The sequence below is a fragment of the Streptomyces sp. SDr-06 genome, from assembly GCF_003324565.1.
In the GTDB taxonomy this organism is placed as follows: Bacteria; Actinomycetota; Actinomycetes; order Streptomycetales; family Streptomycetaceae; genus Streptomyces.
In genome coordinates, this window is the sequence record NZ_QOLA01000015.1 from 84586 (window position 1) to 108114 (window position 23529).

Here is a 23529-nt window from a genome sequence, read left to right on the forward strand (position 1 = left end):
CCGCAGCGTTGCTGGGCCGTACGGGTCACGGGGCCCGGCGGGAGACGTACAACGAAGGGCGAGGGCGAGAAGGCCCGGGCGCCACGCCCTCGCGGGCCCGATCCGTCACGCGCCGTCGTAGCGGTCGGGGCCCGCCGCCTCTCAGCGGCCCGCCTCTCCCTGGGCCGTCTCGATGCCTCCGTGCAGGTCGGCCGCGGCCTCGATCGCCGAGGCTGCCGAGGCGCACAGGCAGCCCAGCAGGACGGCCGCTATCAGGCGGGCGCCCCGTGAGCGGGGCAGCCGGGCCGCGGGGCGCCGGTCGAGCAGGGCCGCGACCCGGCGCGGCACCGGCCCGGCCGCGGCGGCGAGCACCACGCGCGGGCGAGCCGGGCCGGGCGCGGCGGCGCGGGACGCGAGCGCGGCCCGGCCGATCGCGCGGGCGGCGAGCCTGCGGTCGCCCACCGCTCCCGCGGCGTACTCGTCGGCGGACCGCTCCAACGCGAAGGCGAGCGGCGCGCGCAGCGAGCGCAGGGACGGGTGGCAGTGCGCGGCGAGTTCGGCGATGGCCAGGAACAGGTGGTGGCGGCCGACGAGGTGGGCCCGCTCGTGGGCGAAGAGGGCCTCGCGCTCGGCGGGGGCGAGGGCGCGCAGCATGCCGGTGGTGACGACGATCCGTCCCGGGCGCCCGGGCAGCGCGTACGCGTCCGGATGGGGGTCGCGCAGGACGGCGAGCTCGCCACCGCCGGGCCTCAACCGGGCGCGGGCGGCGCGCAGTTCGGCGAGATGGCGGCGGGCGGTGCGGACCAGCGCGGCTCCCGACACCGCGACCAGCACGGCCGCGACGGCCGCGGCGGGTATGGCGAGCCAGGCCGGGAGCGCGTCCAGCGGGGCGGTGAGGTTCTCCAGGGAGGCGAAGAAGGGCAGCCGGAGCGCACCGGCCAGCGCGATCAGGCCCAGCGCGGCGGTGGAGCACGCGGCCAGACCGGTGGCCGCGGTGGCGAGCAGCCAGGCGGCGGGCCGGGGCGGCAGCGCCTCGGCGAGCCTGCGCGCCGCGGGCACCGCCAGGAACGGCACCAGGAGCGGGATCCACACCGAGAAGATCATCGTCCGTCGCCCCCCGAGTCCTCCAGGAGGGAGCGCAGGAGCTGCTCGTCCTCGTCGCTGAGCTGGGAGACGAACCGGGCGAGGACGGTGGAGCGGTCCTCCTCCTTCGCCAGCTCGGTGTGCATGCGGCGGGCGGTGAGGCCCGGCGCGTCCTCCGTCGGGGTGTACGCGTAGCCGCGCCCGGCGCGCTGACGGGTGACCGCGCCCTTGTCGTGCAGGCGGGTCAGGATCGTGGTCACCGTGGTGCGGGCCAGCCGGCCGCCGAGCTCGGACTGGACCTCGCCGGGGGTCAGCGGTGCTCCGGCGGCCCAGAGCGCGGCGAGGACACCGGCCTCCAGTTCACCCGCGGGGCGTCGCGCGTCCCCGTGCCCGACGTCTCCCGTGGCTGTCATGGAACACTCCTCCCGCTTCATTCGTCTACAGTGCTGTAGACCGTCTACATCACTGTAGTCAGCCGGGCCGCGCGCATCCGCAGGACGAGTGGCCCGACCACCATTATGGGAGGGCCCACTGACATGGCTGTCGCACCCCTGTTCGCAGCCGCGGCCCCACAGGCCGTGAACGTCCTCGACGCGGGCTCGCTGCTGTCCGCGTTCGGCGCCCTGGGCATCGCCGTGGTGCTCTTCGCGGAGACCGGTCTGCTCGTGGGCTTCCTCCTTCCGGGCGATTCCCTGCTCTTCACCGCGGGCCTGCTGTGCGTGCCCGGCGGCAACGGGCCCGTGTCGCTCTCGCTGCCCCAGGTCCTGGTCTGCTCGGTGGCCGGCGCGCTGCTCGGCGCCCAGGTGGGGTACTGGATCGGCCGTCGCGGCGGCCGGGCCCTGCTGGCCCGCAGCAAATCCCGCAAGCTGCACGAGGGCGCGGCCCGCGCCGAGGAGCTGCTCGCCAAGTACGGGCACGCGAAGGCGATCGTCCTCGCGCGCTTCGTGCCCATCGTCCGCACCGTGCTCAACCCCCTGGCGGGCGCCCTCGGCGTGCCGGCCCGGGTGTTCGCCCTCTGGCAGGTCGCCGGCGGGCTCGTGTGGACCTGCGCGCTGGTGCTCGGCGGCTATGCGCTCGGCTCGTCCGTGCCCAACATCGACCACTATCTGCTGCCGCTCGTCGCGCTGGTCGTGGCCGTCTCGCTCACCCCGGTCGCCCTGGAGATCCTGCGCGCCCGCCGCGCCCGTACGGCCTCCGAGGACGGCCGCTGATGCACTTCGACGACGGCCTCTACACCTGGGTCACCGACCTGGCGCACCGCGCGCCCGGCCCGCTGGACACGCTGATCTCCGTCTGGTCGGACTACGGGCTCGGGCTGTTCGCGGTGCTGATGGTGATGGCCTGGTGGCGGGCCCGCCCGCTCGGCATCGCCCGCACCACGACGGCGCTGGCGGCGCCGCTCGTCGTGGTCGCCGCGTATGCCGTGAACGACGTCCTCAAGATGATCGTCCACGAGCAGCGCCCGTGCCAGACCCTGCACACGCTGACCGTCGAGGCCTGCCCGCCGCTCGGCGACTGGTCGTTCCCCAGCAATCACGCGGCGATCGCCGCCGCGGCCGCCGTCGCGATCCTCCTCACCGACCGCGCGCTCGGCGCGGTCGCCGTCCCCGCCGCGCTCCTGATGGGCGCCTCCCGGGTCTGGATCGGCGCGCACTACCCGCACGACGTGGTGATCGGCCTGCTGGTGGGCGCGGCCGTAGCGGTCGTCCTCGTGCCCGCGGCGCGCAAAGCCGCGCCCTTCGTGGAACGGCTCGGTGACACCCGGCTGCGGCCCCTGGTGACCGCTCGATGACCTCGGCCCGGCGCACGGGCACGGCGGCCTGCCTGCTGCTTCTGCTCCTCGGGCTGCTCACGGCGTACGTCGCCGCGCGGCACGGGGCGCCGCTGCCCGGCGACCGGGCCCTGCACCGCTGGCCCGTCGATCACCGCCCGCCGGTCGCCGTGGCCACCGCCCGCGCGGTCACGGCGACCGGCACCGGCGTCCCGCCCTACGTGCTGGCCTTGGTCGCGGGCCTGATCGCGGGCCGCACCGCCCGGGAACGCTGGTACGCGGCGGGCGGAGCGCTCGCGGTCCTCCTCATCGGCCAGGCGCTGCGGTACGGCCTGATGGCGGTCGTGGCCCGCCCGCGCCCGGCCGTCGTCGACTGGGCGACCACGGCATCCGGCCACTCCTTCCCCTCCGGGCACTCCACCACGAGCGCCCTCACCGCCGGGCTCCTCGTCTGGGCCGTACTGACCCGCGCCCGCCTCTCCACCGCCCGCTTCACGGTCGCGCTGCTGCTGCTCTGGGCCGCCGCGGTCGGGCTCTCCCGCGTCTACCTCGGGGTGCACTGGGCGAGCGACGTGCTGGGCGGCTGGCTGTTCGCTGCCCTCTGGCTCTGCCTCGCCCGCCTCGCGACGCGCCCTCTCGTACGGTCCGTCCGCACGCCCGACCCCGAGCCCACGCCGCGGGACTGAAACGGCCGGCGCGCCCCGGGAGCATGCACGGGCGACGCCCTGCGAGCGCCCAACATTCCTGACACCAGGGCCACTTGACAGCGGTGGGCGAACTCGTTCCGCGCGGGTGCTCGGCGGGCCGCCATGCGGGTTCCGCAGGAGCGGTCGGCGCCGGTCAGGTCCACTCGCAGTTCGCGCAGGGTGTTCTCCCTTCGCCCCGTCCCGACCTTCCCCCGATCAGGCCGCCTTGAAGTAGGCGTTCCAGCCGCCCGGGGGTGCCTGGCCCACTTCCAGGGCGCGCAGCCGGTCCAGGACCTTGGGGTCCTGCACGTCGAGCCAGTCCACGAACTGGCGGAACGACACCAGGCGTACGTCCCGCTTGCCCGCCATCCCCTTCAGCGCCTCCTCGACGGCGTCCATGTAGATGCCGCCGTTCCACTCCTCGAAGTGGTTGCCGATGTAGAAGGGCGCGCGGTTGGTCTCGTACGCGCGCTTGAAACCGGCCAGGTAGGCGGCGGTCGCCTGGGACCGCCAGCCGGGATAGCGCGAGGGCATGCCCTTGGTACTGCTCTTCGACTGGTTGGCGAGGATGTTGTAGTCCATCGACAGGACCTCGAAGGAGTGGCCGGGGAACGGGATGCCCTGCAGGGGCAGGTCCCAGACGCCGTGGCGCTTGTCCGGCCACATCTGACGGCCGCCCGGCGACGAGGCGTCGTAGCGCCAGCCCCGCTCCTGCGCGGTGGGCAGCAGGTTCTGCTGGCCGAGCAGGCACGGCGTGCGGCCGCCGACGAGTTCCCTGCGGTAGTCGAACGGCAGCGGGTCCTCGTCCTTCCAGCCGGTGTTGGTCCGCCATTCGGTGACGAAGGAGACGGCCTGGTCGATCTCGCTGTGCCACTGGGCGGGCGTCCAGTTGGCCACCGAGCCCGAACCGCCGCAGAAGTGGCCGTTGAAGTGGGTGCCGATCTCGTGCCCCTCCGACCAGGCCTGGCGGGTGTACTTCAGGGTCTCCTTGAGGTGCGCGTCGGAGAGATAGCCGATGTCGGAGGCGCCGACGGGATTGTTCGGCGGGCGGTACAGGCTCTTCTTCGACTCGGGGAGCAGATAGAGGCCGGAGAGGAAGAACGTCATCCCCGCACCGTGATTCCTGGCCAGTTCGAGGAAGCGCGGGAAGAGCCCGTTGCCGACCTCGCCCGCACCGTCCCAGGAGAAGATCACGAACTGCGGCGGGGTCTCGCCCGGTTCGAGCGGAACGGGCTTCTCGGGCTGGTTCGGTTGCTTGCCGGTGTCCGCGGTCGAACCGTCACCGATCAGCCTGGCCTGCGGCTTCGCCGGTTTCACCGGCCCCTGTCCACCCACTGGCCGACTCGGTCCGCCCGTGCCGTCACCCCCTGCCGAGCCGCACCCGGCGAGCCCAGCCGCAGCGACCGCTCCAAGTCCCGCGCCCAGCAATCCCCTTCGACTGATGTCCCGCATACCTGCTCCCGTCACTCATCGCACGGACCCCTGATGTGTAGACAGGAGAGTCGTGAAATAACCCGATATCCACCAACATTGAGCCGCCCGCCCTGCCACAACAGCCCCTTCGTCACCAGGCGTAGTCAACGGGCAACCCTCCGTCAAAAGATCGAACAAAGTTGGCTTGAACGACACCTTGTCCACGCTCGCCCCCTACCCACTCCAACTCACGTCAGGCCAGCCACCCTTCCCCCCTTTCGCGTCATCTTGACGATAAACAGACATGCCTCTATCGTCTTACTGACGAAAAGGAAGGGGTCTCCTCATGGCCGACATCACCAGGCGCTTCGGGCGGCGCCATCTGCGCTCCGCGCCCACCTCGTACGTCCGGCACCACAGGAACGGCCGCCCGGCGCACGACGGCGTCGGGTTGAGCTTCTGGTTCCGGCCGCTCAGCGCCGCCCTGTCCGAAGTGCCGGTCAACGACCGGGAACTGGCCATGGCCTTCCACGCCCGCACGGCCGACTTCCAGGACGTCACGGTGCAGGCCACCGTCACGTACCGGATAAGCGAGCCGGGCACCGCGGCGGACCGGCTCGACTTCTCCATCGACCCGGACACCGGGATCTGGCGCGGCGACCCCCTGGAGCAGCTGTCGACGCTGCTGACGGAGACGGCCCAGCAGCACGCCCTCGACGTGCTCGCGCGCACCGCGCTCTCCGCGGCGCTGGCCGACGGCGTCGCGGCCGTGCGGGAGCGCGTCGCGGCCGGGCTCGCGGCCGAACCCCGGCTGCCCGCGACCGGCATCGAGGTGGTCGCGGTACGGGTCGTCGCGATCCGCCCCGAGCCGGAGGTGGAGCGCGCGCTGCGGACCCCGGCGCGCGAACGGATCCAGCAGGAGGCGGACCGGGCGACCTACGAGCGGCGGGCCGTGGCCGTCGAGCGGGAGCGCACCATCGCCGAGAACGAACTCGCCAGCCGCATCGAACTGGCCCGGCGCGAGGAGCAGTTGGTCGAGCAGCACGGCACCAACGCCCGCCGCGAGGCGGAGGAGGCGGCCGCGGCCGACGCGGTCCGCACCGAGGCCGAGGCGGCCCGCACCGTGCGCCTCGCCCAGGCCGAGGCCGAGGCCGCCCGCGCCGCGGGTGAGGCACGGGCCGGGGCACAGGCCGCCTGGCTGAGGGCGCACGACGACACCGACGCGGCCACCCTGCACGCGCTGGCCGCGACCCGGCTGGCCGAGAACCTTCCCAAGATCGACAGCCTCACCCTCTCCCCCGACGTGCTCACCGCGCTGCTGGACCGGCTCGGCCGGGGTGACCGGCCGTGAGCCTCGCCCCGCGCGCGGTGCTGGTCCACCGCACCTCGGAGTACGAGGAGTTGCTGGCCCGGCACGGCACGCACGGTCAGGCCGACTTCTTCCTGTCCTCGCGGGGCCGCTCGATCCGCGAGGTGGCCGAGCGGCACCACCGGGCGCTGCGGGCGCTGGCCGACGTGGCGGCCGCGGTGCCCCCGCAGTGGCGCCAGGCCCGGGTCGAACGCGCCGACCTCGACCGCTTCCTGTTCGCCGCGGAGGACGCGATCGTGGTGGTCGGCCAGGACGGTCTGGTCGCCAACGCCGCCAAGTACCTGGCGGGGCAGCCGGTCATCGGCATCGACCCGGAGCCGGGCCGCAACGCGGGCGTGCTGGTGCGCCACCGGTCGTCCGCCGCGGCGGCGCTGCTGCCCGCGGCCGTCGCGCGCGGCTGTGCGGTCGAGGAGCTCACCATGGTGGAGGCGCGCACCGACGACCGCCAGCGCCTGCTCGCGCTGAACGAGATCTACCTCGGCGCGCCCGGCCACCAGACGGCCCGCTACCGCATCGGCCCCGACGACCCGGCCGCCACCGGCGAGGCGCAGGCCTCCTCGGGCGTCCTGGTGGGCACGGGCACGGGCGCGACCGGCTGGCTGCGCTCGCTGTGGGAGCAGCGTGCGGCGGCCCCGGCGCTGCCGGCCCCGGCCGATGCCCGTCTGGTGTGGTTCGTGCGTGAGGCGTGGCCCTCCCCGGTGACCGGCACCTCGCTGGTGGACGGGGAGTTGGGACGCTCGCAGCGGCTGCGGGTCACCGTCGAGTCCGATCGCCTGGTCGCGTTCGGGGACGGCATGGAGGGCGACGCGCTGGAGCTGACCTGGGGCCAGTCGGTGAGTCTCGGCGTCGCGGACACGGCCCTGCGGCTGGTGGGTTGAGCGACGCCGGGCCGCGCGTCAGCGGGCCGTGACGGCCGATTGTCAGTGGCGTACGGCATCGTGAACGGTGAGCCCGTACTGCCGAGGGAAGGCTGCCGATGACCGCCACCGCCGTGATGACGTCCCATGAACGCTCCGCCGCCCAGGCGTATCTGCGCCTGCTGAGCACCGTGCGCGCGGCCCTCGACTCGCCCTCGGACCGCCCGCAGGGCCCGCTCGCCCTGGAAGGCGTCATCGCCGAGGCGGACGAGGCGCTGGCGCGAGCGGGCCTCGCGGGAAACGAGGCCGCGCTGTTCGCGCTCGTCGGCAGCCTGCACACCGGCGGGGCGCCCGGCCGGGAGGAGCCCCGCCCGTGAGGGGAGCGGTGGCGGGCCGCCGGGTCAGCGCTTGCGGCCGACGCCGCCGTACATCGCCACCTCGTCCGGGAGCGTGTCGCCCGCCTCCGGGCGCCAGCGCGAGCACGACACCACACCCGGTTCGAGCAGATCGAGTCCCTCGAAGAACCCGGCCACCCGCTCCGGGGTGCGCTGGGTCAGCTTCGGCGTCCCGTGCTCGTTCCAGAAGGCCACCGCGGCGTCGACGTCGGGCATGGCCGGGCTGGTGATGGTGTGCGAGAGCACGAGGTAGCTGCCCGGCGCGAGCTCCTTCATCAGATCCCGGACCAGCCCGCGGGCCTCGGCCTCGTCCGGGATGAAGATGACGACGCCGAGCAGCATGAGGGCCACCGGCTTGCTCAGGTCGAGGGTCTTGGCCGCGTGTTCCAGGATGGTCGCGGTGTCGCGCAGGTCGGCGTCGAGGTAGTCGGTCCGGCCCTCGGGGGTGCTGGTCAGCAGGGCGCGGGCGTGGGCGAGGACCAGCGGGTCGTTGTCGACGTAGACGATGCGGGCGTCGGGCGCGAGACGCTGGGCCACCTCGTGGGTGTTGTCGGCGGTGGGCAGCCCGGTGCCGATGTCGAGGAACTGGCGCACCCCCCGGTCGGCCACCAGGTGGCGCACGGCCCGTCCGAGGAAGAGCCGGTCGGCCAGCGCGTAGTCGCCGATGCCCGGGTGCAGCGAGCGGATCTGGTCGCCGACCTCGCGGTCGACGGGGTAGTTGTCCTTGCCGCCGAGCCAGTAGTTCCAGATCCGGGCGGTGTGCGGCTGTGCGGTGTTGATGCGGTCGCGCACATGGTCGGGCGTCGACGAGGGGGCGGGATTCTCGGTCACGGGTGTGTCTCCTGGAGGTGCGGCGCTGCGTCAACGGCCAATCTAGGCACTCGCGTTGCGAGCTGTCACAGAGAACGAGCCGCGACGCGCCCCCGTCCCGGGGGTCCCGCGCCCGACAAGACGCCGAAGCACCCTATCTCCCTTGATACGCAGGCCAGTTGAAGGACTGGTAGGAAACCTTCCTGTCCTATACGATCGCGCCCGGCGGCTTGGCGCGGTGCCCCAACTCCCCCGTGGGCATGACGCGCTCAGCGAGAGCTCTGATCCGGCCGCCGCGATGCCGCCCCCTGCCCGGTCTCAAGGGCGGGGGTGCGGCGCCGCGCGCACCGGTGTCCAGCTCTCGCCACCCCCCAGGCAGGGAGTCCAGGTATGCGCCTGACCGCCTCCGCTCCGCCCTTCTCCCCACCGCGCCGCCCCACCGTGGGGCTCGCGCTCGTCGCCGTCCTCGTCCTCGTCGCCGGTCTGCTGCTGACCTGGCCGGACCGGGCGGGGGCCGCCGCCGATCCCCTCATCTCCCGCGACCGGCCCGCCACCGCCTCCTCGTCCGAGAGTTCCGCCCTCGGCCCGCGGAACGCGGTCGACGCCTCCGCCACCACCCGCTGGGCGAGCGCCGAGGGCAAGGATCCGCAGTGGATCCAGGTCGACCTCGGCGCCACCGCCGACGTCACCCGCGTCGCGCTCACCTGGGAGGCCGCGTACGCCAAGGCGTACCGCGTCGAAGTGTCCGCCGACGGCGCCGCCTGGACCCCGCTCGCCGCCGAGACCGCCGGAAACGGTGGCGACGACGACTGGCCGGGCCTGTCCGGCAGGGGACGCTATGTGCGGGTGTACGGCACGGCGCGCGGCACCTCCTACGGCTACTCGCTGTACAGCTTCGAGGTGTACGGCAGCCTCGGCACCACCACCCCGCCTCCCGGCGCCTTCACCGTGGTCGCCGCCGGTGACATCGCCGCCCAGTGCACCGCCGCCGACAGCGCCTGCGCCCACCCGAAGACCGCGGCCCTGGCCAGGAAGATCGACCCGCGGTTCTATCTGACGATGGGCGACAACCAGTACGACGACGCCCGCATAGCGGACTTCCGCACGTACTACGACAAGACCTGGGGCACCTTCAAGGCGAAGACGCACCCGGTGCCCGGCAACCACGAGACCTACGACCCGGCGGGCACCCTGTCCGGCTACCAGGCCTACTTCGGCTCCCTCGCCTACCCGCAGGGCAAGAGCTACTACAGCTACGACGAGGGCAACTGGCACTTCATCGCCCTGGACTCCAACTCCTTCGACCAGGCCGCGCAGATCGACTGGCTCAAGTCGGACCTCGCCCGCAACAGCAGGGGCTGCATCGCCGCCTACTGGCACCACCCGCTGTACTCCTCCGGCGGGCACGGCAACAACCCGGTCAGCAAGCCCGTGTGGAAGATCCTGTACGGCGCGGGCGCCGACCTCGTCCTCAACGGCCACGACCACCACTACGAGCGGTTCGCCCCGCAGAACCCGGACGGGAAGGCGACCGCCGACGGCATCGTGGAGATCGTCGGCGGCATGGGCGGCGCGGAGCCGTATCCCATCGAACAGGTCCAGCCCAACAGCCAGAAGCGGATCAGCGGCCAGTACGGGGTACTGAAGCTCGACCTCAACGACAAGGGGTTCACCTGGAGTTACGTCGGCATCGACGGCCAGGTCAAGGACTCCGCCCCGAACTACACCTGCCACTGATGTACCTGGCGACCACCGGTCGCCGGGACGCGCCGCCTCCGTCCGCCCCCGGCGGAGGCCGGCGGCGCGTCCCCGCCACCGTTCTCGCACTCGGGACGGTCAGCCTCGTCACCGACATCTCCTCGGAGATGGTCACGGCGGTGCTGCCGCTCTACCTGGTCGTGGGCCTCGGCCTCTCGCCCCTCCAATTCGGCTTCCTGGACGGCCTGTTCAACGGCGCTGCCGCCGTCGTACGCCTCCTGGGCGGGCATGCCGCCGACCGCGGCGGGCGGCACAAACGCGTCGCCGGGCTCGGCTACGCCCTCTCCGCCTGCTCCCGCATCGGACTGCTCCTCGCGGGCGGCGCCACCGGCCAGATCGCGGCGGCGCTCGCGATGGACCGCGTGGGCAAGGGCATCCGCACCGCGCCACGCGACGCGCTCATCACCCTGAGCAGCCCGCCGCACCTGCTCGGCCGGGCCTTCGGCGTGCACCGCGCGATGGACACCACGGGCGCGCTGCTCGGCCCGCTCGCCGCGTTCGCCCTGCTGTGGGCGACGGCGGACGCCTACGACGCGGTGTTCGTGGTCAGCTTCTGCACGGGCCTGCTCGGCGTGCTCCTGCTCGTCCTGAACGTACCGGCCGACGCCACCCCGAACCAGACCCCAACCCGCGGCGCAGGTAAGCCCTTTGGCTCCCTGCGCGCCGCGGCCTTCCGCCGGGTCCTGTACGCCGCGGCCCTGCTCGGCGCCGCGACGGTCGGGGACTCCTTCGTCTATCTGCTCCTGCAGCGCGGCCTCGATATCCCGGCCGGCTGGTTCCCGCTGCTTCCCCTCGGATCCGCGGCGGCGTACCTGCTGCTCGCGATCCCCGCGGGCCGCGTCGCCGACCGCGTCGGGCGCCGACTGCCGTTCCTGTACGGCCATGTCGCACTGCTCGGCGTGTACGCGCTGCTGCTCGTCCCGGCCGGCGGTCCGGCCCTGGCCCTGGTGCTGCCCGTGCTGATCCTCCTCGGCGTCTTCTACGCGGCGACCGACGGCGTCCTCATGGCGCTGGCCGCCCCCGCGCTCCCCGACGGCGGCCGGGCCGGCGGTCTCGCCCTGCTCCAGACCGCCCAGGCACTGACCCGGCTCCTGGGCACGGCGGGCTTCGGCGCCGCCTGGACGGTGTGGGGGCCGCGCCCCGCGCTGTGGGTGGCGGCCGGCGCGCTGTGCCTGTCCCTGGCGGGCGGCTGGGCGCTGCTGCCGGGCACCCCGACGCCCCCCGATCCGGAAAGGCCCACCGCATGAAACCCCGCGTGAAACTCGCCGTCGTGGTCGTCGCCGTGCTGCTGCTCGCCACCGGGTCGCTGGGCTATGTCCTGCACTCTGCACGCCGAGGGCCCCAACAGGCCGCCGCCGACGCCTCGTTCACCCTGGAGGGACCGGGCCTCTACTTCCGCGACACCGCCACCGGACGCATAGCCCGCCAGCCGCTGGGCGCACCAGGGAGCGCCCGCACCGGCGGCGGCCCGGAGTGCGAACGGTTCTACGCCGCCGGGGACACCGCGGTGTGCCTGCGCCGGGAGCCCGGGCTGCCGCCGCGCGCGTACGCCCTGATCCTGGACCGGCGGTTGCGCGAGGTGCGCCGGATCGCGGTGCCCGGCATCCCCAGCCGGGCCCGGGTCTCGGCCTCGGGCCGGATGCTCTCCTGGACCGTGTTCGCGGTCGGCGACTCGTACGCCACCACCGCCTTCTCCACCCGCACCTCGATCCTGGACCTGCGCACCGGCTACCTCATCAAGTCGATGGAGGAGATCCCTCTCACGCTCGGCGCGGCGCGCTACCACGCGCCCGACGTCAACTACTGGGGCGTGACGTTCGCCCGCGACGACAACCGGTTCTACGCGACCCTCTCCACGAAGGGACGGACCTACCTCGTGGAGGGCGACATGGCGGCCTGGTCGGCCAAGGCCGTGCGGGAGAACGCCGAATGCCCCTCGCTCTCCCCCGACGACACCCGCGTCGCCTTCAAGAAGAAGGTCTCGGACGACCCCCGCGCGCCCTGGCGGCTGTACGTCCTCGACCTCACGACGCTGCGCGAGCACCCCCTCGCCGAGCAGCGGAGCGTCGACGACCAGGCGGCCTGGCTGGACGACCGCACGATCACCTACGCGCTGCCCGGCCGCCGCGGGCGAGCGAGTGACGTGTGGAGCGTCCCGGCCGACGGCAGCGGTACTCCCCGGCTGACCGCGGAAGGCGCCTCGTCGCCCGCCGCGGTGCGCTGAGCTACCTTCCGAGGCGCACCGGGATGTCCTGCCAGCCGAACGCGATGAACGACGGCACCTGCCGCAACTCCTCGGGCTTCACCGCCAGGTGGAGATCGGGGAAGCGGTCGAACAGCGCCGGGAGCGCGGTGAGGGCCTCCATCCGGGCGAGTGGCGCTCCGATGCAGCGGTGCACGCCGATGCCGAAGGCGAGGTGGTCGTCGGCGCCGCGGGCCGCGTCGAAAGTGTCCGCCCCGGCGCCGTAGTGCCCCGGGTCGAGCCCGGCGGCCGCGTAGCTGGTGACGATCGCGTCGCCCGCCGGGATGGTCACGCCGTCGACCGTCACGTCGCTGACCGCGAACCGCAGCGGCAGGTTGGCGATCGAGGGGTGCACCCGGAGCGTCTCGTCGACGACGGCGCCCCAGCTCGTGGCCCCCGAGCGGACGGCCGCGAGTTGAGCGGGATCGCTCAGGAGCGCGACGACGGCGTTGCCGATGAGGTTGACGGTGGTCTCGAACCCGGCGCCGATGACCAGGAGCAGCGTGTGGACCAGTTCGTCGGCGCCGAGCCGGTCGCCGTCCTCGTTGCGCACCTTGATCAGCTCGGTCGTCAGGTCGTCACCGGGCCGCTCGGTCTTGTACGCGACGAGGGCCGGGAGGACGGTGGCGATCTGCTCCTGCACGAAGGCGGCGTGCCGGGGGCTGGGGTCGGAGGTGTCCATGATGGCGGCGATCAGCCGGCCGGCGGCCTCGGTCAAGTGGTCCGGCACGCCGCAGAGTTCGCAGATGAGCCGCATCGGCAGCGGGTGGGCGTACCCCGCCTTGAGGTCGACCGGGCCCCCGGAGGCGGCGGCTCGGGCGAGCCCGTCGAGGAGGTCGGCGGTGATGCTCTCGACCCGGCTGCGCATCGCCTCGGTGCGTCGGGCGGTGAAGCTGGGGGCGACGAGCCTGCGCAGCCGAGTGTGGTCGGGCCCGTAGCTGGAGAGCATGTTGATCACACCGACCCAGCCCAGGATCCAGCCCCAGTCGGGGTGTTGGCCCAGCTCGGGCCACAGCGCCCAGTGCCGGCGCGGGTCCTTGCTGATCCGGGGGTCGAGGATCAGTGTCCTGAGGGTGTCGTAGCGGGTGGGCGCCCAGGCGGGGATGCCGCCGGGCAGGGTGATCGCGACGATCGGGCCGAGGGCGCGCAGACGGGCGCTCTCGGCGGCTATGTCCGACCCGAACGGATCGAGGGGCACGCGGCTGGGCACGGTGGTCATCGTCTGTCTCTCCTGACTGCCAACAGGGGCAACGGCCGCGCACGCACGGCCGTTGAAGGGCCCGGCACCCAGGTCCCGCGGGGCGCCCCCGGGTCGCCGGAGCTCCGCCGCGCGCTCACACTCCTTCCAGCGCGTCGGCGACCTCTTCGAGGAAGGCCGCGTGGGCGCGGGCGCTGAACGGGGACTCCGGGTTCCAGGGCACGATGCGGGCCGCGCCCTCCAGGGCGCGCCACGACGGATCGGAGCGCAGGGCGTCCAGCGGCGCGGCGTTGGACCGGATGTCCACGAGGGCTGTGGCGGGCCGCAGTTCGGCCGCGGCCGCCCACGCCGTCGTGCGCCAGCTGGCGCCTGCCCCCTCCCCCGGCTCGATCAGATCCACGCCGTGCTCGGCGAGGTCCCGCAGCTGCGGCCAGGCCCGGGGCCGCGCCAGATGGACTTCGTCCGGGCCCGCCGGGGACAGCGCGAGGACGCGAGGACGCGGCGCGCGCGAGGACACCGCACGCAGGCGGTCCCCGGCCGCGGTCAGGGCCGTCTCGTCCTCGGCCGGGGCCCCCAGCGACCGCGCCAGCTCGGCGAACCGGCCCCTTATACGCGCGAGCGTGCGGGTCTGCCCCACGTCGAGCACCGCGACCGGGACGTGTTCCTCCAGGTGCTTGGCCTTCTCGGGGGCGAGCCCGTACACCTGACCGCCGCCGTAGCTGACGGCGACGACGAGGTCCGGGCGGGCCGCGAGCAGGGCCTCGACGCCGAGGTCGCCTCCCGCTCCCAGATAGCCGACCTCGTCCGGATCGAGCGCGCCCCACTTGGCCGGGTCGGGGTCCGTGCCGTCGTGGAAGGACCCGAACACCGCCACCGGCCGGATCCCCAGGTCCTCCAGGGTGGCCCCGGCCTGGATGTAGGCCACCACGCGGGACGGGGGCGCCGCCGCCGTCGACACCTGTTCGCGGTCGTCCGAGAATCGCCAGGCCCTCTGCTCCATGACGTCTTCCGCCCCCCTGTGCGCACGTGTTGCCGGTTCGTGCGAAGCCGCACCCACGCTTGACTGCCCAACGCGCGGTGACGTCACGCCAGTTCCCGCCGTGCGCCGCCAACTGTCCCTCAGCTCAGCCCACTTGGGGTGGTCGGCACCAGTACGGAGTGCGCCGTTTCCGCGGCGCTCCCGCGGGACGGGCCGACCGGCGCGCGGCCGGGCGCCGGGCGCCGCGATCGTCGGGCTGTACTGGGCGGACCCGCCCGAACGGGACTCGTCCCGCCCTACCCACGGGTACCGGCCGTTTCGAGCCGTCCGCCCACCCCGCCGGGCGGAAAGGGGCGACGGGCGGCGCGGCAACTTCTACTCTGCGAGCCCATGAACACGACACGCCTCGTAGGTCTCGGCCTCGCCGTGGTCCTGTCATGCGTCGGCGCCCTGCTGTTCAGCGTGGAGATCCCGGCGAACGCCGACACGGCCGACCTCACATACGCCACCGACACGGCGACGGTCGTCCCCGGCTCCACCGTGGACCTGACGATGACGCTCACCAACACGCAGACGACCGGCATCCGGTTCGTCTACCAGTCGATCCAGCCGACCTGGGACACCGCCCGGCAGGGCGACCTCAAGTACACCCTGGTGGCCTGCGACGCGGCGGGTGATCCCTGCAAGGACACGGCCAGGCTGGGCCTCGACTACGCGGTCCCGCTGGCCCCCGGCGCGAGCCGCACGGTCACACTGACCTACCGCGTCGCCCCGGACTCCGCGTGCGGGCGGACCCTGAGCTTCTCCTCGTACCTCTACTACGAGTACGGCGGCGGCCTGTACTCCACGAGCGACACCTACCAGAGCCCGGAGATCCGGGTCGCGTGCCCGCCCCCGCACGGCTGAGCCGTGCCGTGGCATGGCCGTGACCCCGGCATCCGCGCCGGGGCCACGACTCCTTCGCGCGCGCTATCGCGTGGCGCCGCGGAACCTGCGGTAGAGGATTCCGCCGCTCAGGAGCAGGGCGGCGGAGGCGGGGACGGCCAGGCCCATCCCGTCAGCGCCGGTGTGGGCCAGGGTGGCCGCCCGCGGCACGGTCAGCACGGGGGTCGCGGGGGCGGCCGGAGCCGGGGCGGGCGCCGGGTGCGTGGCGGGCGGCGCGGCGGGGTGGTGCCGGACCGGCGTGGACCCGTTGGTCGCGGTGTTGCCGACGGCCGGGTTCAGGACGCCGACGACGCTGACCGAGTTCCCGGAGATGTTGACGGGGAGGTCGACGGGGAGCTGGAGGCCGTTGCCGGAGAGCACGCCCGGCGAATCCTTTCCGCGTCCGGTCGCGGTGGCTCCGCCGGTGTTGCCCGAGTGCGCGGACCCGCCCTTGGCGTCGTGGTGGCCGCCCGAGCGGTTGGCGCAGGTGTTGCCCGCGCTGGGGTTGAGCAGCCCGAGCACGTCGACGGTGTTTCCGCACACGTTGACCGGGACGTGCACCGGAAGCTGCACGGCGTTGCCCGCCAGCACGCCCGGGGAGGAGTCAGCACTGCCGTCGGCGCTGGAGTCCGCGTAGGCGTAGCCGGCCGCGGCCAGCACACCGCCCGTGGCCACCGCCGTGACCAGGCCTTTCATGGCGACCCGTCTCATTGGTTTCCTGCCTTCCGGAGTTCGACGCGGGCCACTCGCCCGCACCGCCATCAACGCCGGATCGACTGGATGGGTTATGCCTAATACGCCTTTCACCCCATCGAGTGGCCTGATTATCGATTTGAACCAGCCCTGTCGGTTTCAGGTGTTAAGCACCCATATATACCTGCGCGACAAGGCGCCGCACACCTGGTCGAATGGGTCCCGGGGGCGGGCCCCGGCCCGCGTGCGCCCCATGGCAAGATCGAGCGGAGGTCGGTGGGGAGTCCCTGGCCGGAGCGGGTCTGGGAGTTGATGGTGCGCGGGGACACGGAAGCCCGGGTGCGGGCGGCGGGACCGGAGCCGGCCGTCGTGGAAGTGCTGCGCCCCGTCGCCGCCCCGGTGGCCCGGCCGGCCGGCCGAGCCGAACGCAGCCTCAAGCGCTTCGTACGTTTCCTCGGGCGGAACCTGCTCCGCGAGTTCCGCGCCATCGTGGTCCAGCCCGTGCGCGCCCTCGTGCGGCACGGCCTGTCGGGCGTCCTCATCGCGATCGTCGCCTCCGCGGCGGTGCTCTCCCTGCACGCCGTCGACCAGTACCGCACCGGGGCGACGCTGGTGCGGCTCACCTCGCACGTCCGGGGCGACATCCCGCTCCTGCTCGTGCTGCTCCGCACGCCGCTCTCGCTGTTCGTCCCGGCCCGCGATCTGCCCGCCCTGCCCGGCATCCCCGTGCTGTTCATCGGGTTCGCGCTGGCCCAGCTGGTGCTCGGGCGCACCCGGACGCTGGTGGTCGCCTACGCCGTCTCGCTCGCGGGCACGCTCAGCGCCCGCGTCATGATCGCCGTGGGGCCCCGGTGGTGGGGGCTTCCGCCGGAGGCGGCCCATGTCATCGACACCGGGGCGTCCGCCGCGGTGGTCGGCCTGTTCGCCCACATCGCCACGGTCAAGCGGGCGCCCGTGCTGTTCCTGTTCGCCGTCACCCCCACCGTGATCCGCTCCTTCGAGAAGCCGAACCTGGCGGGCCGCGAACACATCGTCGCGATCACCGTCGCCGTGCTCCTGGGCTTCCTCGCCACCCGCAGGGCCGGTAAGGCGCAGCCGCCCGCCGTCGAGCGCCCGGCCTGAGAGGCGTCCGGCCTCCCTCACTCGTCCTGGTCGCCCTCGCGGTTGCAGGCCACCACCCCCGCCACGTCAGCGAACCGCGCGGTGAGGGCGCCCAGGTCGCCGCGGCCGACCGCCGAGACCAGGACCTCCGCCGTGTCCCCGACGCCGCCCGCCCTGAGCATCTGCAGCCCCGCGACGGTGAACCCGGCACGCTCGCACTGCTCCATGACCTCCCGCACGAGCCCGGGCCGCTGCTCGTACGTGATCCGGAAGGTCGTCGCCACGGACCGCATCGCGGGCAGCCGGTGGACGAGGGGGCGCACCGCGTAGGCGACGACGAAGTACGCGGCCGTCGCCAGGACCGAGAGCAGCGGCAGCCCCGCCGCGGCGGCCGCGCCCACGGCCGCCGTCAGCCAGATCGTCGCCGCCGTGGTGAGGCCCTGGACCGATCCGCGGTGCACGAAGATGACCCCGGCGCCGATGAAGCCGACCCCCGACACGATCTGCGCCGTCACCCGGGACGGGTCGAGCTCGACCGTCCCGGCGTTCAGGACGTCGGTGAAGCCGTACTTGCTCACCAGGGTGAACAGGGCCGCCCCGACGCCGACCGTGGTGTACGTGCGCAGCCCGGCGGCCTTCTGCCGGATCTCCCGCTCCAGGCCGATGGCCGCCGAGAGGAGGAACGCCAGGCCGAACTCGCCGGCCTGGAGCCAGCCCTGCCCGCTCGGCTCCAGCACCCCGGCCGCCCATGAGTCCATCCCCTGCCCCTTCCCGCTCAGGCCACGCCAACCGCACGAACAGGCTCTCCCTACCCATACAGCCACATTCCATGACGCCGCGCCCGTGCGGGTTCCCCGGGCCCGGGGGTCGTCAGCGGCAGCGCAGCGCGGCGTACAGATCCAGCTTGTGCTCCAGGCGCAACAGATCGCGGCCGGTGAGGACCTCGATGCGCTGGACGCGGTAGTGGACCGTGTTGACGTGCAGGTGCAGGGCCTCGGCGGTGCGCGCCCAGGAGCCGTTGTGGGCGAGGAAGCACTCCAGGGTCTCGCGGAGCATCCGGGAGGAGGCGTTGTCGTCGTCGGCCAGGGGACCAAGGACCCGGTCGTGGTAGGCGGCGCGGACGTCGGCGGGTATGCCCGCGAGCAGCCCCTCCAGGGTGGTCAGCTCCTCCACGAAGCCCAGCCTCGCCCCCTCCGGGGCCCGCGAGCGGGCCGCGGCGAGGGCATAACGGGCACCGATCAGGCTGGAGTTGAGCCCGTCCGCCGTGGCGACCTGGGCGCCGACACCGCCGTGGAGCGGGACGTGCGGCGCGCAGGCGTGCGCCACGGTCCACAACTCCCCTATGTCGTCCGGCAGTTCTGGAACTGCCCGCACCACGGCCGCGACCTCGCCGTGCGGGAGCCACCCCAGGGCGAACGGCCGGCCGGGCGTGTGGCGCAGGACCTCGGCGAGCGCGTCGGCGGCCGCGCCCTGGTCCGTCTCGGGGTGCGTGGCGGCGGTGACGACGCGGAACGGGCCCTCGTGGGCAAGGCCGCAGGCCGCGAGCGCGCCGCGCAGCGCGGCGGGGTCCGTGCCCGGCGCGTCGATGAGGCGGACCAGTTCACCGGCCCGCCGCCGGGTCTCGCCGCCCGCCCGGTCCCGGCCGTACCGGTGGTCGGCGAACACGTCCGCCGTCTCGTGCAGCAGGCGCGGCGGCACGGCCGCCGCGTCGACGAGGTGCAGGTGCCAGCCGTCGTACGGCGAACTGTCGGTGTCGATCCGCAGGGTGAGGCCGTCGGGCGCGCGGCGCAGCAGTTCGCGGGCCCGCCGCGCGGGGAGCGCGGGGGCCTTCGGGGTGCGGGCGACGGTGCGTCCCGTCGGGGTCAGCACGTAGCAGTCGGGCGCCCCGAGGTGGGCGAGCGCGCGGTCGAGCAGGACGTCGGGCTCCGCGCCCGCGCGGACGAGGTCGCTCAGTTCGGCCCGGACGTTCTCGGGCAGGGCGTAGCGGTGGGAGGTGGGGCGCCTGCTGAGGTCTCCCCACTGGCGCAGGTAGACGGCCTCGGTGATGGCACGGAAGTTGGTGCGCGAGGGGACGGCGAGCAGGGCGATGCCGTTCTCCCGGCACGACCGGGTCAGCTCGTCGGGCACGCCGCCGTGGGTCTCCTCGCCGGCCAGGAGCGCCGCCGCCCCGGCGGTGGCGAGCGCCGAGACGAAACGGCTGACCTTCTCGGTCCCGTTGCCGGGGCTCCACCACACCAGGCCGCTCAGGACGACCTCGCCCGGCCGCAGGAAACGGGTCGGGTCCTCCAGGTCGGTGGCGGTCACCCCGGTGATCTCCCGGACGAGCTGCTGTTCCTCGCCCCAGAGCAGTTCCAGGTCGAGCGATTCGAGACGCAGGAGGTCTTCGACGTGCATGAGGGGCTCCTTGGTGCGGATGCCGGGCCAGTGGCACCGGTTCTCGCATTCACCAGGTGAATGCGAGTTTCTGCATCGTAGATGCAAGGTGCGACGGCCGATACACCTCTTGTTTGATCATCCAGATGGGGCGCCTCCCGCTGGTGGTTTTCCGTGTGACACACCAGTCACGTCCCACCCGGCCCCGGTGATTCACTCGTCCTGTGGGGGCGCCGCGGTCGATGCGCGACCGCGCCGCGCGGTGAACCGCGCCCCGCGCGCCGGGGGTTCCTCGATGACCAGGCCTTCGGAGCGCCCCCGGAACGCCGAAAGGCCGCATCGGAAGATTTCCGATGCGGCCTTTGGGCTACGACTCCTTCGAGTCGGGACGACAGGATTTGAACCTGCGACCCCTTGACCCCCAGTCAAGTGCGCTACCAAGCTGCGCCACGTCCCGATGCCCGTCTGACCTGGGGTTTCCCCCGGCCCTTCGTGCACGAGAACCATACCGCACTCCGGGACCACGGCAGGAACGGGGGACAATCGCCGCATGGAGAGTTCCGCGCACCGCGATCGTGACGACGAGGGGCGGGCCCGCAACGCCCGGCCCAGGGACGGGCTCGGCCGGCCGTTGCCGTACGGCGCCGAGGGGGTGGCCCGCCAGCCGGAGGGGGTGGCGAGGTCGCCGAAGGAGACGGTGCGCGAGGCCCAGCGCCTGCTGGACGCGGGAATGCCGTTCCACGCGCACGAGGTGTTCGAGGACGCCTGGAAGGCGGGTCCGGCCCAGGAGGAGCCGCTGTGGCGGGGGTTGGCGCAGCTGGCGGTGGGCCTGACGCATGCCGCGCGCGGCAACGCGAAGGGCGGGGCCTCGCTCCTGGAGCGCGGCACGGGCTCGCTCGCCCGGTACGCGGCACGCGACGGTGTGCCGACGTACGGGATCGACCTGGACGGGCTCGCCCGGTGGGCCCGGGAGCTGGCGGACCGGCTGCCCGGCCCGGTGGACGCGGCGGCCGAGGCACCCCGGATCACCCGCTGAGCAGGACCACTTCGAGGGTGCGGGGGCCGTGGACGCCCTCCACCCGGTCGAGTTCGATGTCACTGGTGGCCGAGGGGCCCGAGATCCACGTCAGCGGGCGGCGCGGGTCGAGCCGCCGCACGGCCTGCGGGACGGAGGCCACGACCTGGTCCGGGACGCGGACGACACAGATGTGGTGGTCGGGGACGAGGGTGATGCGGCGGCGACCCTGGCCCGGCCCGGCGTCCAGGACGAGGGTGCCGGTCTCGGCGATGGCGAGGGCGCAGCCGGTGACGACGCTGTCGACGGCGTCGAGTTGGGCCGCCGTCGCCCCGGCGGTGTCCTCGATCCGCTCGCAGTCGGTGGCCGCCGTCCACCGCGGCGGCAGCCCGTCGGGCACCAGCACGCTCCGGGCTCCTCGCGCGGCGAGCAGTCCGGCGACGAGGGGGCCCACCCCGGCCGCGTCCGTACGGTGCACGAGGGCGCGGTAGTCGGCGAGGTTCTCGTGGAGCAGGTCGACTACGGCCGCCGGGTCGTCGGGAGTGTGGCTCGGCAGGTAGTCGCGCAGGACGGCGGGGGCCGGCGGGGCGTCGCCGACGGCGGCCCGTACCCGGGCCAGGATCGCGTCGCGTGAGCTCATGAGCGGTTCTTCCTCCACCAGTCGCGGAAGGGTTCCTCGGGGAGTTCGGGCAGCTCACGGCTGTCGGTCCAGGCCGCCGCGCCCGGCGGCCGCTCCGGGTGCAGGGCGCGGGTGCGCGCCGCGGCCCGCTCCCCCGCCGCCATGACCCGCGGGTGGTCCATGGCCCAACTGGCCGCCTTCATCGCCGCCTTCTCCAGACGGTGGCCCGGGCCGCCCCGGTCGGCGACCTTCTCGCGGAGGTGGACCAGGACCTCCGGGATGTCGATGGCGACCGGACACACCTCGTAGCAGGCGCCGCACAACGAGGAGGCGTACGGCAGCGACGCGTCGATCTCGCTGGTGGTGCCCCGGAGTTGGGGCGTGAGGATCGCGCCGATGGGGCCCGGGTAGACCGAGCCGTAGGCGTGGCCGCCCGCCCGTTCGTAGACCGGGCACACATTGAGGCAGGCGGAGCAGCGGATGCAGCGCAGTGCCTGGCGGCCCACCTCGTCGGCGAGCGCCGCGGTGCGGCCGTTGTCGAGGAGCACCAGGTGGAAGTCCCGCGGCCCGTCACCATCGGCGGTGCCGGTCCACATGCTCGTGTACGGGTTCATCCGCTCGGCCGTCGAGGAGCGCGGCAGCGTCTGGAGGAAGACCTCCAGGTCCTGCCAGGTCGGGACCACCTTCTCGATGCCGACGACCGAGATCAGGGTTTCGGGGAGGGTCAGGCACATGCGGCCGTTGCCCTCGGACTCGAAGACGACCAGGGTGCCGGTCTCCGCGACCATGAAGTTGGCTCCCGAGATCCCCACCCTGGCCCGCAGGAACTTCTCGCGCAGGTGCAGCCGGGCCGCCTCGGCGAGGTCGGCGGGCGTGTCGGTGAGCCCGTCCGGGGCGGGCCTGCCCCAACGCCCCATCCGCTCCCGGAAGATGTCGCGGATCTCGCCCCGGTTGCGGTGGATCGCCGGGACGAGGATGTGCGAGGGCCGGTCGTCGCCGAGCTGGACGATGAGCTCCGCGAGGTCGGTCTCGTAGGCGTGGATTCCCTCGGCGGCGAGCGCCTCGTTGAGGCCGATCTCCTGGGTGGCCATCGACTTGACCTTGACGACTTCGCTCTCCCCGGTAGCCCTGACCAGACCGGCGACGATCCGGTTGGCCTCGTCCGCGTCGGCGGCCCAGTGCACGGTGCCCCCGGCCGCGGTGACCGCCTCCTCCAGCTGGAGGAGGTAGCGGTCGAGGTGGCGGAGCGTGTGGTCCTTGATGCGTCTGCCCGCCTCGCGCAGCTGCTGCCAGTCGGCGAGTTCCGCGACCGCCGTGGCGCGCTTGTCCCGGATGGTGTGGGTGGCGTGGCGCAGATTGCCGCGCAGGGTGGTGTCGCGGACGGCGTCGCGGGCCGCCTTCGGGAACGCGGGCATGCCGACGAAGGTGCCGCTCATACGGGGGGCTCCGCTTCCGTGCTGAGAAGGATCTCGGCGATGTGGAGGGCCCGCAGCGGGGCGTCCTGCCGGTGGAGGATGCCGCCGATGTGCATCAGGCAGGAGTTGTCGGCGCCGCACAGCACGCCGGCTCCGGTGGAGAGGGCGTTGCGCACCTTGTCGGCGCCCATGGCCGCCGAGACGTCGGGGTTCTTGACCGCGAAGGTGCCGCCGAAGCCGCAGCACTCCTCGGCGCCGGGCAGCTCGCGCAGCTCCAGGCCCTTGACCGCCTGGAGGAGGCGTCGCGGCCGGTCGCCGAGGCCGAGCGAGCGCAGGCCGTGGCACGAAGGGTGGTAGGTGACCGTGTGCGGGAAGCAGGCGCCGACGTCGGTGACCCCCAGCACGTCGACGAGGAACTCCGTCAGCTCGTACATCCGCGGTGCCAGCGACGCGGCGACCGTGCCGAGCTCCGCGCCCCGGCCTTCGGCGGCCGCCTTGCGGGCGATGCGGGGGTACTGCTCACGGACCATCGCCGCGCAGGACCCGGACGGGGTCACGATGTGGTCGTAGCCTTCGAAGACCCGCCCCATCCGGCGCACCAGGGGCTCGGTCTCGTGCCGGTATCCGGTGTTGAACTGCGGCTGTCCGCAGCAGGTCTGCCCCGCCGGGAACGCGACCTCGACCCCCAGCCGTTCGAGCAGCCTCACCGTCGCGATGCCGGTGGCCGGGTACACCGCGTCATTGACGCAGGTGACGAAGAGTGCGACGCGCATGATCGGAGGATATGCCGCGAGCGGAGCCGACGGTAGGACCGGGATCGGCGGAGATTACCCCCCAATCGGGACATGC

The 23529-nt window shown here is 73.5% G+C and carries 24 protein-coding genes and 1 tRNA gene; 12 read left to right on the forward strand and 13 right to left on the reverse strand.

Annotation, left to right across the window (positions count from 1 at the left end; genetic code table 11):
• Positions 1–141: 141 nt before the first annotated feature.
• Together DT019_RS26490 and DT019_RS26495 are read right to left on the reverse strand one after the other, a co-directional pair.
• A complete protein-coding gene (locus tag DT019_RS26490; protein WP_114039434.1) occupies positions 142–1083 on the reverse strand; it encodes a M56 family metallopeptidase in 942 nt (313 codons plus the stop codon).
• Entirely contained in the window at positions 1080–1475 is a 396-nt protein-coding gene (locus tag DT019_RS26495) for a BlaI/MecI/CopY family transcriptional regulator (RefSeq protein ID WP_114039435.1), read from the reverse strand. Before DT019_RS26495 ends, DT019_RS26490 begins: the two co-directional genes overlap by 4 nt.
• Positions 1476–1598: 123 nt before the next feature.
• Between DT019_RS26495 and DT019_RS26500 the strand changes: the two genes are divergently transcribed.
• Genes DT019_RS26500 through DT019_RS26510 form a run of 3 tightly spaced genes read left to right on the forward strand, consistent with a single transcriptional unit; the run spans position 1599 to position 3519 of the window.
• The gene (locus DT019_RS26500) at positions 1599–2273 is read left to right on the forward strand and encodes a DedA family protein (protein WP_223279764.1); all 675 of its coding nucleotides are present in this window, start codon (positions 1599–1601) and stop codon (positions 2271–2273) included.
• The gene (locus tag DT019_RS26505) at positions 2273–2854 is read left to right on the forward strand and encodes a phosphatase PAP2 family protein (protein WP_114039437.1); all 582 of its coding nucleotides are present in this window, start codon (positions 2273–2275) and stop codon (positions 2852–2854) included. Before DT019_RS26500 ends, DT019_RS26505 begins: the two co-directional genes overlap by 1 nt.
• Positions 2851–3519, forward strand: a complete 669-nt coding sequence (locus DT019_RS26510; RefSeq protein ID WP_114039438.1) for a phosphatase PAP2 family protein — start codon at positions 2851–2853, stop codon at positions 3517–3519. The genes DT019_RS26505 and DT019_RS26510 overlap by 4 nt, the downstream gene beginning before the upstream one ends.
• A gap of 216 nt (positions 3520–3735) precedes the next feature.
• Here DT019_RS26510 and DT019_RS26515 read toward each other — a convergent pair whose 3' ends face one another.
• On the reverse strand, positions 3736–4971 hold the full coding sequence (locus DT019_RS26515; protein ID WP_114039439.1) for a hypothetical protein: 1236 nt from the start codon (positions 4969–4971) through the stop codon (positions 3736–3738).
• Between the two features lie 307 nt (positions 4972–5278).
• Between DT019_RS26515 and DT019_RS26520 the strand changes: the two genes are divergently transcribed.
• The 3 genes from DT019_RS26520 to DT019_RS26530 all read left to right on the forward strand — a co-directional run bounded on the left by DT019_RS26520 (position 5279) and on the right by DT019_RS26530 (position 7535).
• Positions 5279–6283: an SPFH domain-containing protein gene (locus DT019_RS26520; RefSeq protein ID WP_114039440.1), complete on the forward strand. Its 1005-nt coding sequence runs from the start codon at positions 5279–5281 to the stop codon at positions 6281–6283.
• Complete coding sequence (locus tag DT019_RS26525) at positions 6280–7179, forward strand: NAD(+)/NADH kinase (RefSeq protein ID WP_114039441.1); 900 nt, start codon at positions 6280–6282, stop codon at positions 7177–7179. Before DT019_RS26520 ends, DT019_RS26525 begins: the two co-directional genes overlap by 4 nt.
• Positions 7180–7277: 98 nt before the next feature.
• Positions 7278–7535 carry a hypothetical protein gene (locus DT019_RS26530; RefSeq protein WP_114039442.1) on the forward strand — a complete coding sequence of 86 codons (258 nt, stop codon included), beginning with the start codon at positions 7278–7280 and terminating at the stop codon, positions 7533–7535.
• Positions 7536–7559: 24 nt separating this feature from the next.
• Here the strand turns inward: DT019_RS26530 and DT019_RS26535 are convergent, their stop codons facing one another.
• Entirely contained in the window at positions 7560–8384 is an 825-nt protein-coding gene (locus DT019_RS26535) for an SAM-dependent methyltransferase (RefSeq protein ID WP_114039443.1), read from the reverse strand.
• 369 nt (positions 8385–8753) lie between these two features.
• Here DT019_RS26535 and DT019_RS26540 point away from each other — a divergent pair, with 369 nt between their 5' ends.
• Genes DT019_RS26540 through DT019_RS26550 form a run of 3 tightly spaced genes read left to right on the forward strand, consistent with a single transcriptional unit; the run spans position 8754 to position 12345 of the window.
• On the forward strand, positions 8754–10100 hold the full coding sequence (locus tag DT019_RS26540) for a discoidin domain-containing protein (protein WP_114039444.1): 1347 nt from the start codon (positions 8754–8756) through the stop codon (positions 10098–10100).
• Entirely contained in the window at positions 10100–11368 is a 1269-nt protein-coding gene (locus DT019_RS26545) for an MFS transporter (protein WP_114039445.1), read from the forward strand. Before DT019_RS26540 ends, DT019_RS26545 begins: the two co-directional genes overlap by 1 nt.
• Complete coding sequence (locus DT019_RS26550; protein ID WP_114039446.1) at positions 11365–12345, forward strand: TolB family protein; 981 nt, start codon at positions 11365–11367, stop codon at positions 12343–12345. The genes DT019_RS26545 and DT019_RS26550 overlap by 4 nt, the downstream gene beginning before the upstream one ends.
• 1 nt (position 12346) lies before the next feature.
• Here the strand turns inward: DT019_RS26550 and DT019_RS26555 are convergent, their stop codons facing one another.
• Both DT019_RS26555 and DT019_RS26560 read right to left on the reverse strand, forming a co-directional pair.
• The gene (locus tag DT019_RS26555) at positions 12347–13582 is read right to left on the reverse strand and encodes a cytochrome P450 family protein (RefSeq protein ID WP_114039447.1); all 1236 of its coding nucleotides are present in this window, start codon (positions 13580–13582) and stop codon (positions 12347–12349) included.
• A 115-nt stretch (positions 13583–13697) separates the two neighbouring features.
• Positions 13698–14561, reverse strand: coding sequence for an ABC transporter substrate-binding protein (locus DT019_RS26560; protein ID WP_114039448.1), 864 nt, complete (start codon positions 14559–14561; stop codon positions 13698–13700).
• Between the two features lie 369 nt (positions 14562–14930).
• Between DT019_RS26560 and DT019_RS26565 the strand changes: the two genes are divergently transcribed.
• Positions 14931–15446, forward strand: coding sequence for a hypothetical protein (locus tag DT019_RS26565; RefSeq protein ID WP_147267350.1), 516 nt, complete (start codon positions 14931–14933; stop codon positions 15444–15446).
• A 63-nt stretch (positions 15447–15509) separates the two neighbouring features.
• Here the strand turns inward: DT019_RS26565 and DT019_RS40935 are convergent, their stop codons facing one another.
• Positions 15510–16175 carry a chaplin gene (locus DT019_RS40935; RefSeq protein ID WP_114039450.1) on the reverse strand — a complete coding sequence of 222 codons (666 nt, stop codon included), beginning with the start codon at positions 16173–16175 and terminating at the stop codon, positions 15510–15512.
• A gap of 258 nt (positions 16176–16433) precedes the next feature.
• On the opposite strand from DT019_RS40935, the gene DT019_RS26575 reads away from it, so the two are divergent.
• The gene (locus tag DT019_RS26575) at positions 16434–17279 is read left to right on the forward strand and encodes a hypothetical protein (protein WP_147267351.1); all 846 of its coding nucleotides are present in this window, start codon (positions 16434–16436) and stop codon (positions 17277–17279) included.
• Between the two features lie 17 nt (positions 17280–17296).
• Here the strand turns inward: DT019_RS26575 and DT019_RS26580 are convergent, their stop codons facing one another.
• The 3 genes from DT019_RS26580 to DT019_RS26590 form a co-directional block, all read right to left on the reverse strand.
• Complete coding sequence (locus DT019_RS26580) at positions 17297–18016, reverse strand: MgtC/SapB family protein (RefSeq protein WP_114039452.1); 720 nt, start codon at positions 18014–18016, stop codon at positions 17297–17299.
• A gap of 112 nt (positions 18017–18128) precedes the next feature.
• Positions 18129–19652, reverse strand: coding sequence for a helix-turn-helix domain-containing protein (locus tag DT019_RS26585; RefSeq protein WP_114039453.1), 1524 nt, complete (start codon positions 19650–19652; stop codon positions 18129–18131).
• A gap of 362 nt (positions 19653–20014) precedes the next feature.
• Positions 20015–20088, reverse strand: a tRNA-Pro gene (locus DT019_RS26590).
• A gap of 93 nt (positions 20089–20181) precedes the next feature.
• On the opposite strand from DT019_RS26590, the gene DT019_RS26595 reads away from it, so the two are divergent.
• Entirely contained in the window at positions 20182–20667 is a 486-nt protein-coding gene (locus DT019_RS26595; protein WP_114039454.1) for a DUF309 domain-containing protein, read from the forward strand.
• Here DT019_RS26595 and DT019_RS26600 read toward each other — a convergent pair.
• From DT019_RS26600 to DT019_RS26610, 3 genes are read right to left on the reverse strand one after another with little or no spacing between them, the layout of a single operon-like run.
• On the reverse strand, positions 20657–21286 hold the full coding sequence (locus tag DT019_RS26600; RefSeq protein ID WP_114039455.1) for a lactate utilization protein C: 630 nt from the start codon (positions 21284–21286) through the stop codon (positions 20657–20659). The two genes, DT019_RS26595 and DT019_RS26600, sit on opposite strands and share 11 nt — an antisense overlap.
• Positions 21283–22701: a LutB/LldF family L-lactate oxidation iron-sulfur protein gene (locus tag DT019_RS26605; protein ID WP_114039456.1), complete on the reverse strand. Its 1419-nt coding sequence runs from the start codon at positions 22699–22701 to the stop codon at positions 21283–21285. Before DT019_RS26605 ends, DT019_RS26600 begins: the two co-directional genes overlap by 4 nt.
• Positions 22698–23453 carry a (Fe-S)-binding protein gene (locus DT019_RS26610; protein WP_114039457.1) on the reverse strand — a complete coding sequence of 252 codons (756 nt, stop codon included), beginning with the start codon at positions 23451–23453 and terminating at the stop codon, positions 22698–22700. The genes DT019_RS26605 and DT019_RS26610 overlap by 4 nt, the downstream gene beginning before the upstream one ends.
• Positions 23454–23529 lie beyond the last annotated feature (76 nt).

What these genes read in the sequence shown, in the direction of transcription:
- DT019_RS26490 (WP_114039434.1), bottom strand. Translation starts at nt 1,083, where the DNA reads ATGATCTTCTCGGTGTGGATCCCGCTCCTGGTGCCGTTCCTGGCGGTG.
- DT019_RS26495 (WP_114039435.1), bottom strand. Translation starts at nt 1,475, where the DNA reads ATGACAGCCACGGGAGACGTCGGGCACGGGGACGCGCGACGCCCCGCG.
- DT019_RS26500 (WP_223279764.1), top strand. Translation starts at nt 1,599, where the DNA reads ATGGCTGTCGCACCCCTGTTCGCAGCCGCGGCCCCACAGGCCGTGAAC.
- DT019_RS26505 (WP_114039437.1), top strand. Translation starts at nt 2,273, where the DNA reads ATGCACTTCGACGACGGCCTCTACACCTGGGTCACCGACCTGGCGCAC.
- DT019_RS26510 (WP_114039438.1), top strand. Translation starts at nt 2,851, where the DNA reads ATGACCTCGGCCCGGCGCACGGGCACGGCGGCCTGCCTGCTGCTTCTG.
- DT019_RS26515 (WP_114039439.1), bottom strand. Translation starts at nt 4,971, where the DNA reads ATGCGGGACATCAGTCGAAGGGGATTGCTGGGCGCGGGACTTGGAGCG.
- DT019_RS26520 (WP_114039440.1), top strand. Translation starts at nt 5,279, where the DNA reads ATGGCCGACATCACCAGGCGCTTCGGGCGGCGCCATCTGCGCTCCGCG.
- DT019_RS26530 (WP_114039442.1), top strand. Translation starts at nt 7,278, where the DNA reads ATGACCGCCACCGCCGTGATGACGTCCCATGAACGCTCCGCCGCCCAG.
- DT019_RS26540 (WP_114039444.1), top strand. Translation starts at nt 8,754, where the DNA reads ATGCGCCTGACCGCCTCCGCTCCGCCCTTCTCCCCACCGCGCCGCCCC.
- DT019_RS26545 (WP_114039445.1), top strand. Translation starts at nt 10,100, where the DNA reads ATGTACCTGGCGACCACCGGTCGCCGGGACGCGCCGCCTCCGTCCGCC.
- DT019_RS26550 (WP_114039446.1), top strand. Translation starts at nt 11,365, where the DNA reads ATGAAACCCCGCGTGAAACTCGCCGTCGTGGTCGTCGCCGTGCTGCTG.
- DT019_RS26555 (WP_114039447.1), bottom strand. Translation starts at nt 13,582, where the DNA reads ATGACCACCGTGCCCAGCCGCGTGCCCCTCGATCCGTTCGGGTCGGAC.
- DT019_RS26560 (WP_114039448.1), bottom strand. Translation starts at nt 14,561, where the DNA reads ATGGAGCAGAGGGCCTGGCGATTCTCGGACGACCGCGAACAGGTGTCG.
- DT019_RS26565 (WP_147267350.1), top strand. Translation starts at nt 14,931, where the DNA reads ATGAACACGACACGCCTCGTAGGTCTCGGCCTCGCCGTGGTCCTGTCA.
- DT019_RS40935 (WP_114039450.1), bottom strand. Translation starts at nt 16,175, where the DNA reads ATGAGACGGGTCGCCATGAAAGGCCTGGTCACGGCGGTGGCCACGGGC.
- DT019_RS26580 (WP_114039452.1), bottom strand. Translation starts at nt 18,016, where the DNA reads ATGGACTCATGGGCGGCCGGGGTGCTGGAGCCGAGCGGGCAGGGCTGG.
- DT019_RS26585 (WP_114039453.1), bottom strand. Translation starts at nt 19,652, where the DNA reads ATGCACGTCGAAGACCTCCTGCGTCTCGAATCGCTCGACCTGGAACTG.
- DT019_RS26595 (WP_114039454.1), top strand. Translation starts at nt 20,182, where the DNA reads ATGGAGAGTTCCGCGCACCGCGATCGTGACGACGAGGGGCGGGCCCGC.
- DT019_RS26600 (WP_114039455.1), bottom strand. Translation starts at nt 21,286, where the DNA reads ATGAGCTCACGCGACGCGATCCTGGCCCGGGTACGGGCCGCCGTCGGC.
- DT019_RS26605 (WP_114039456.1), bottom strand. Translation starts at nt 22,701, where the DNA reads ATGAGCGGCACCTTCGTCGGCATGCCCGCGTTCCCGAAGGCGGCCCGC.
- DT019_RS26610 (WP_114039457.1), bottom strand. Translation starts at nt 23,453, where the DNA reads ATGCGCGTCGCACTCTTCGTCACCTGCGTCAATGACGCGGTGTACCCG.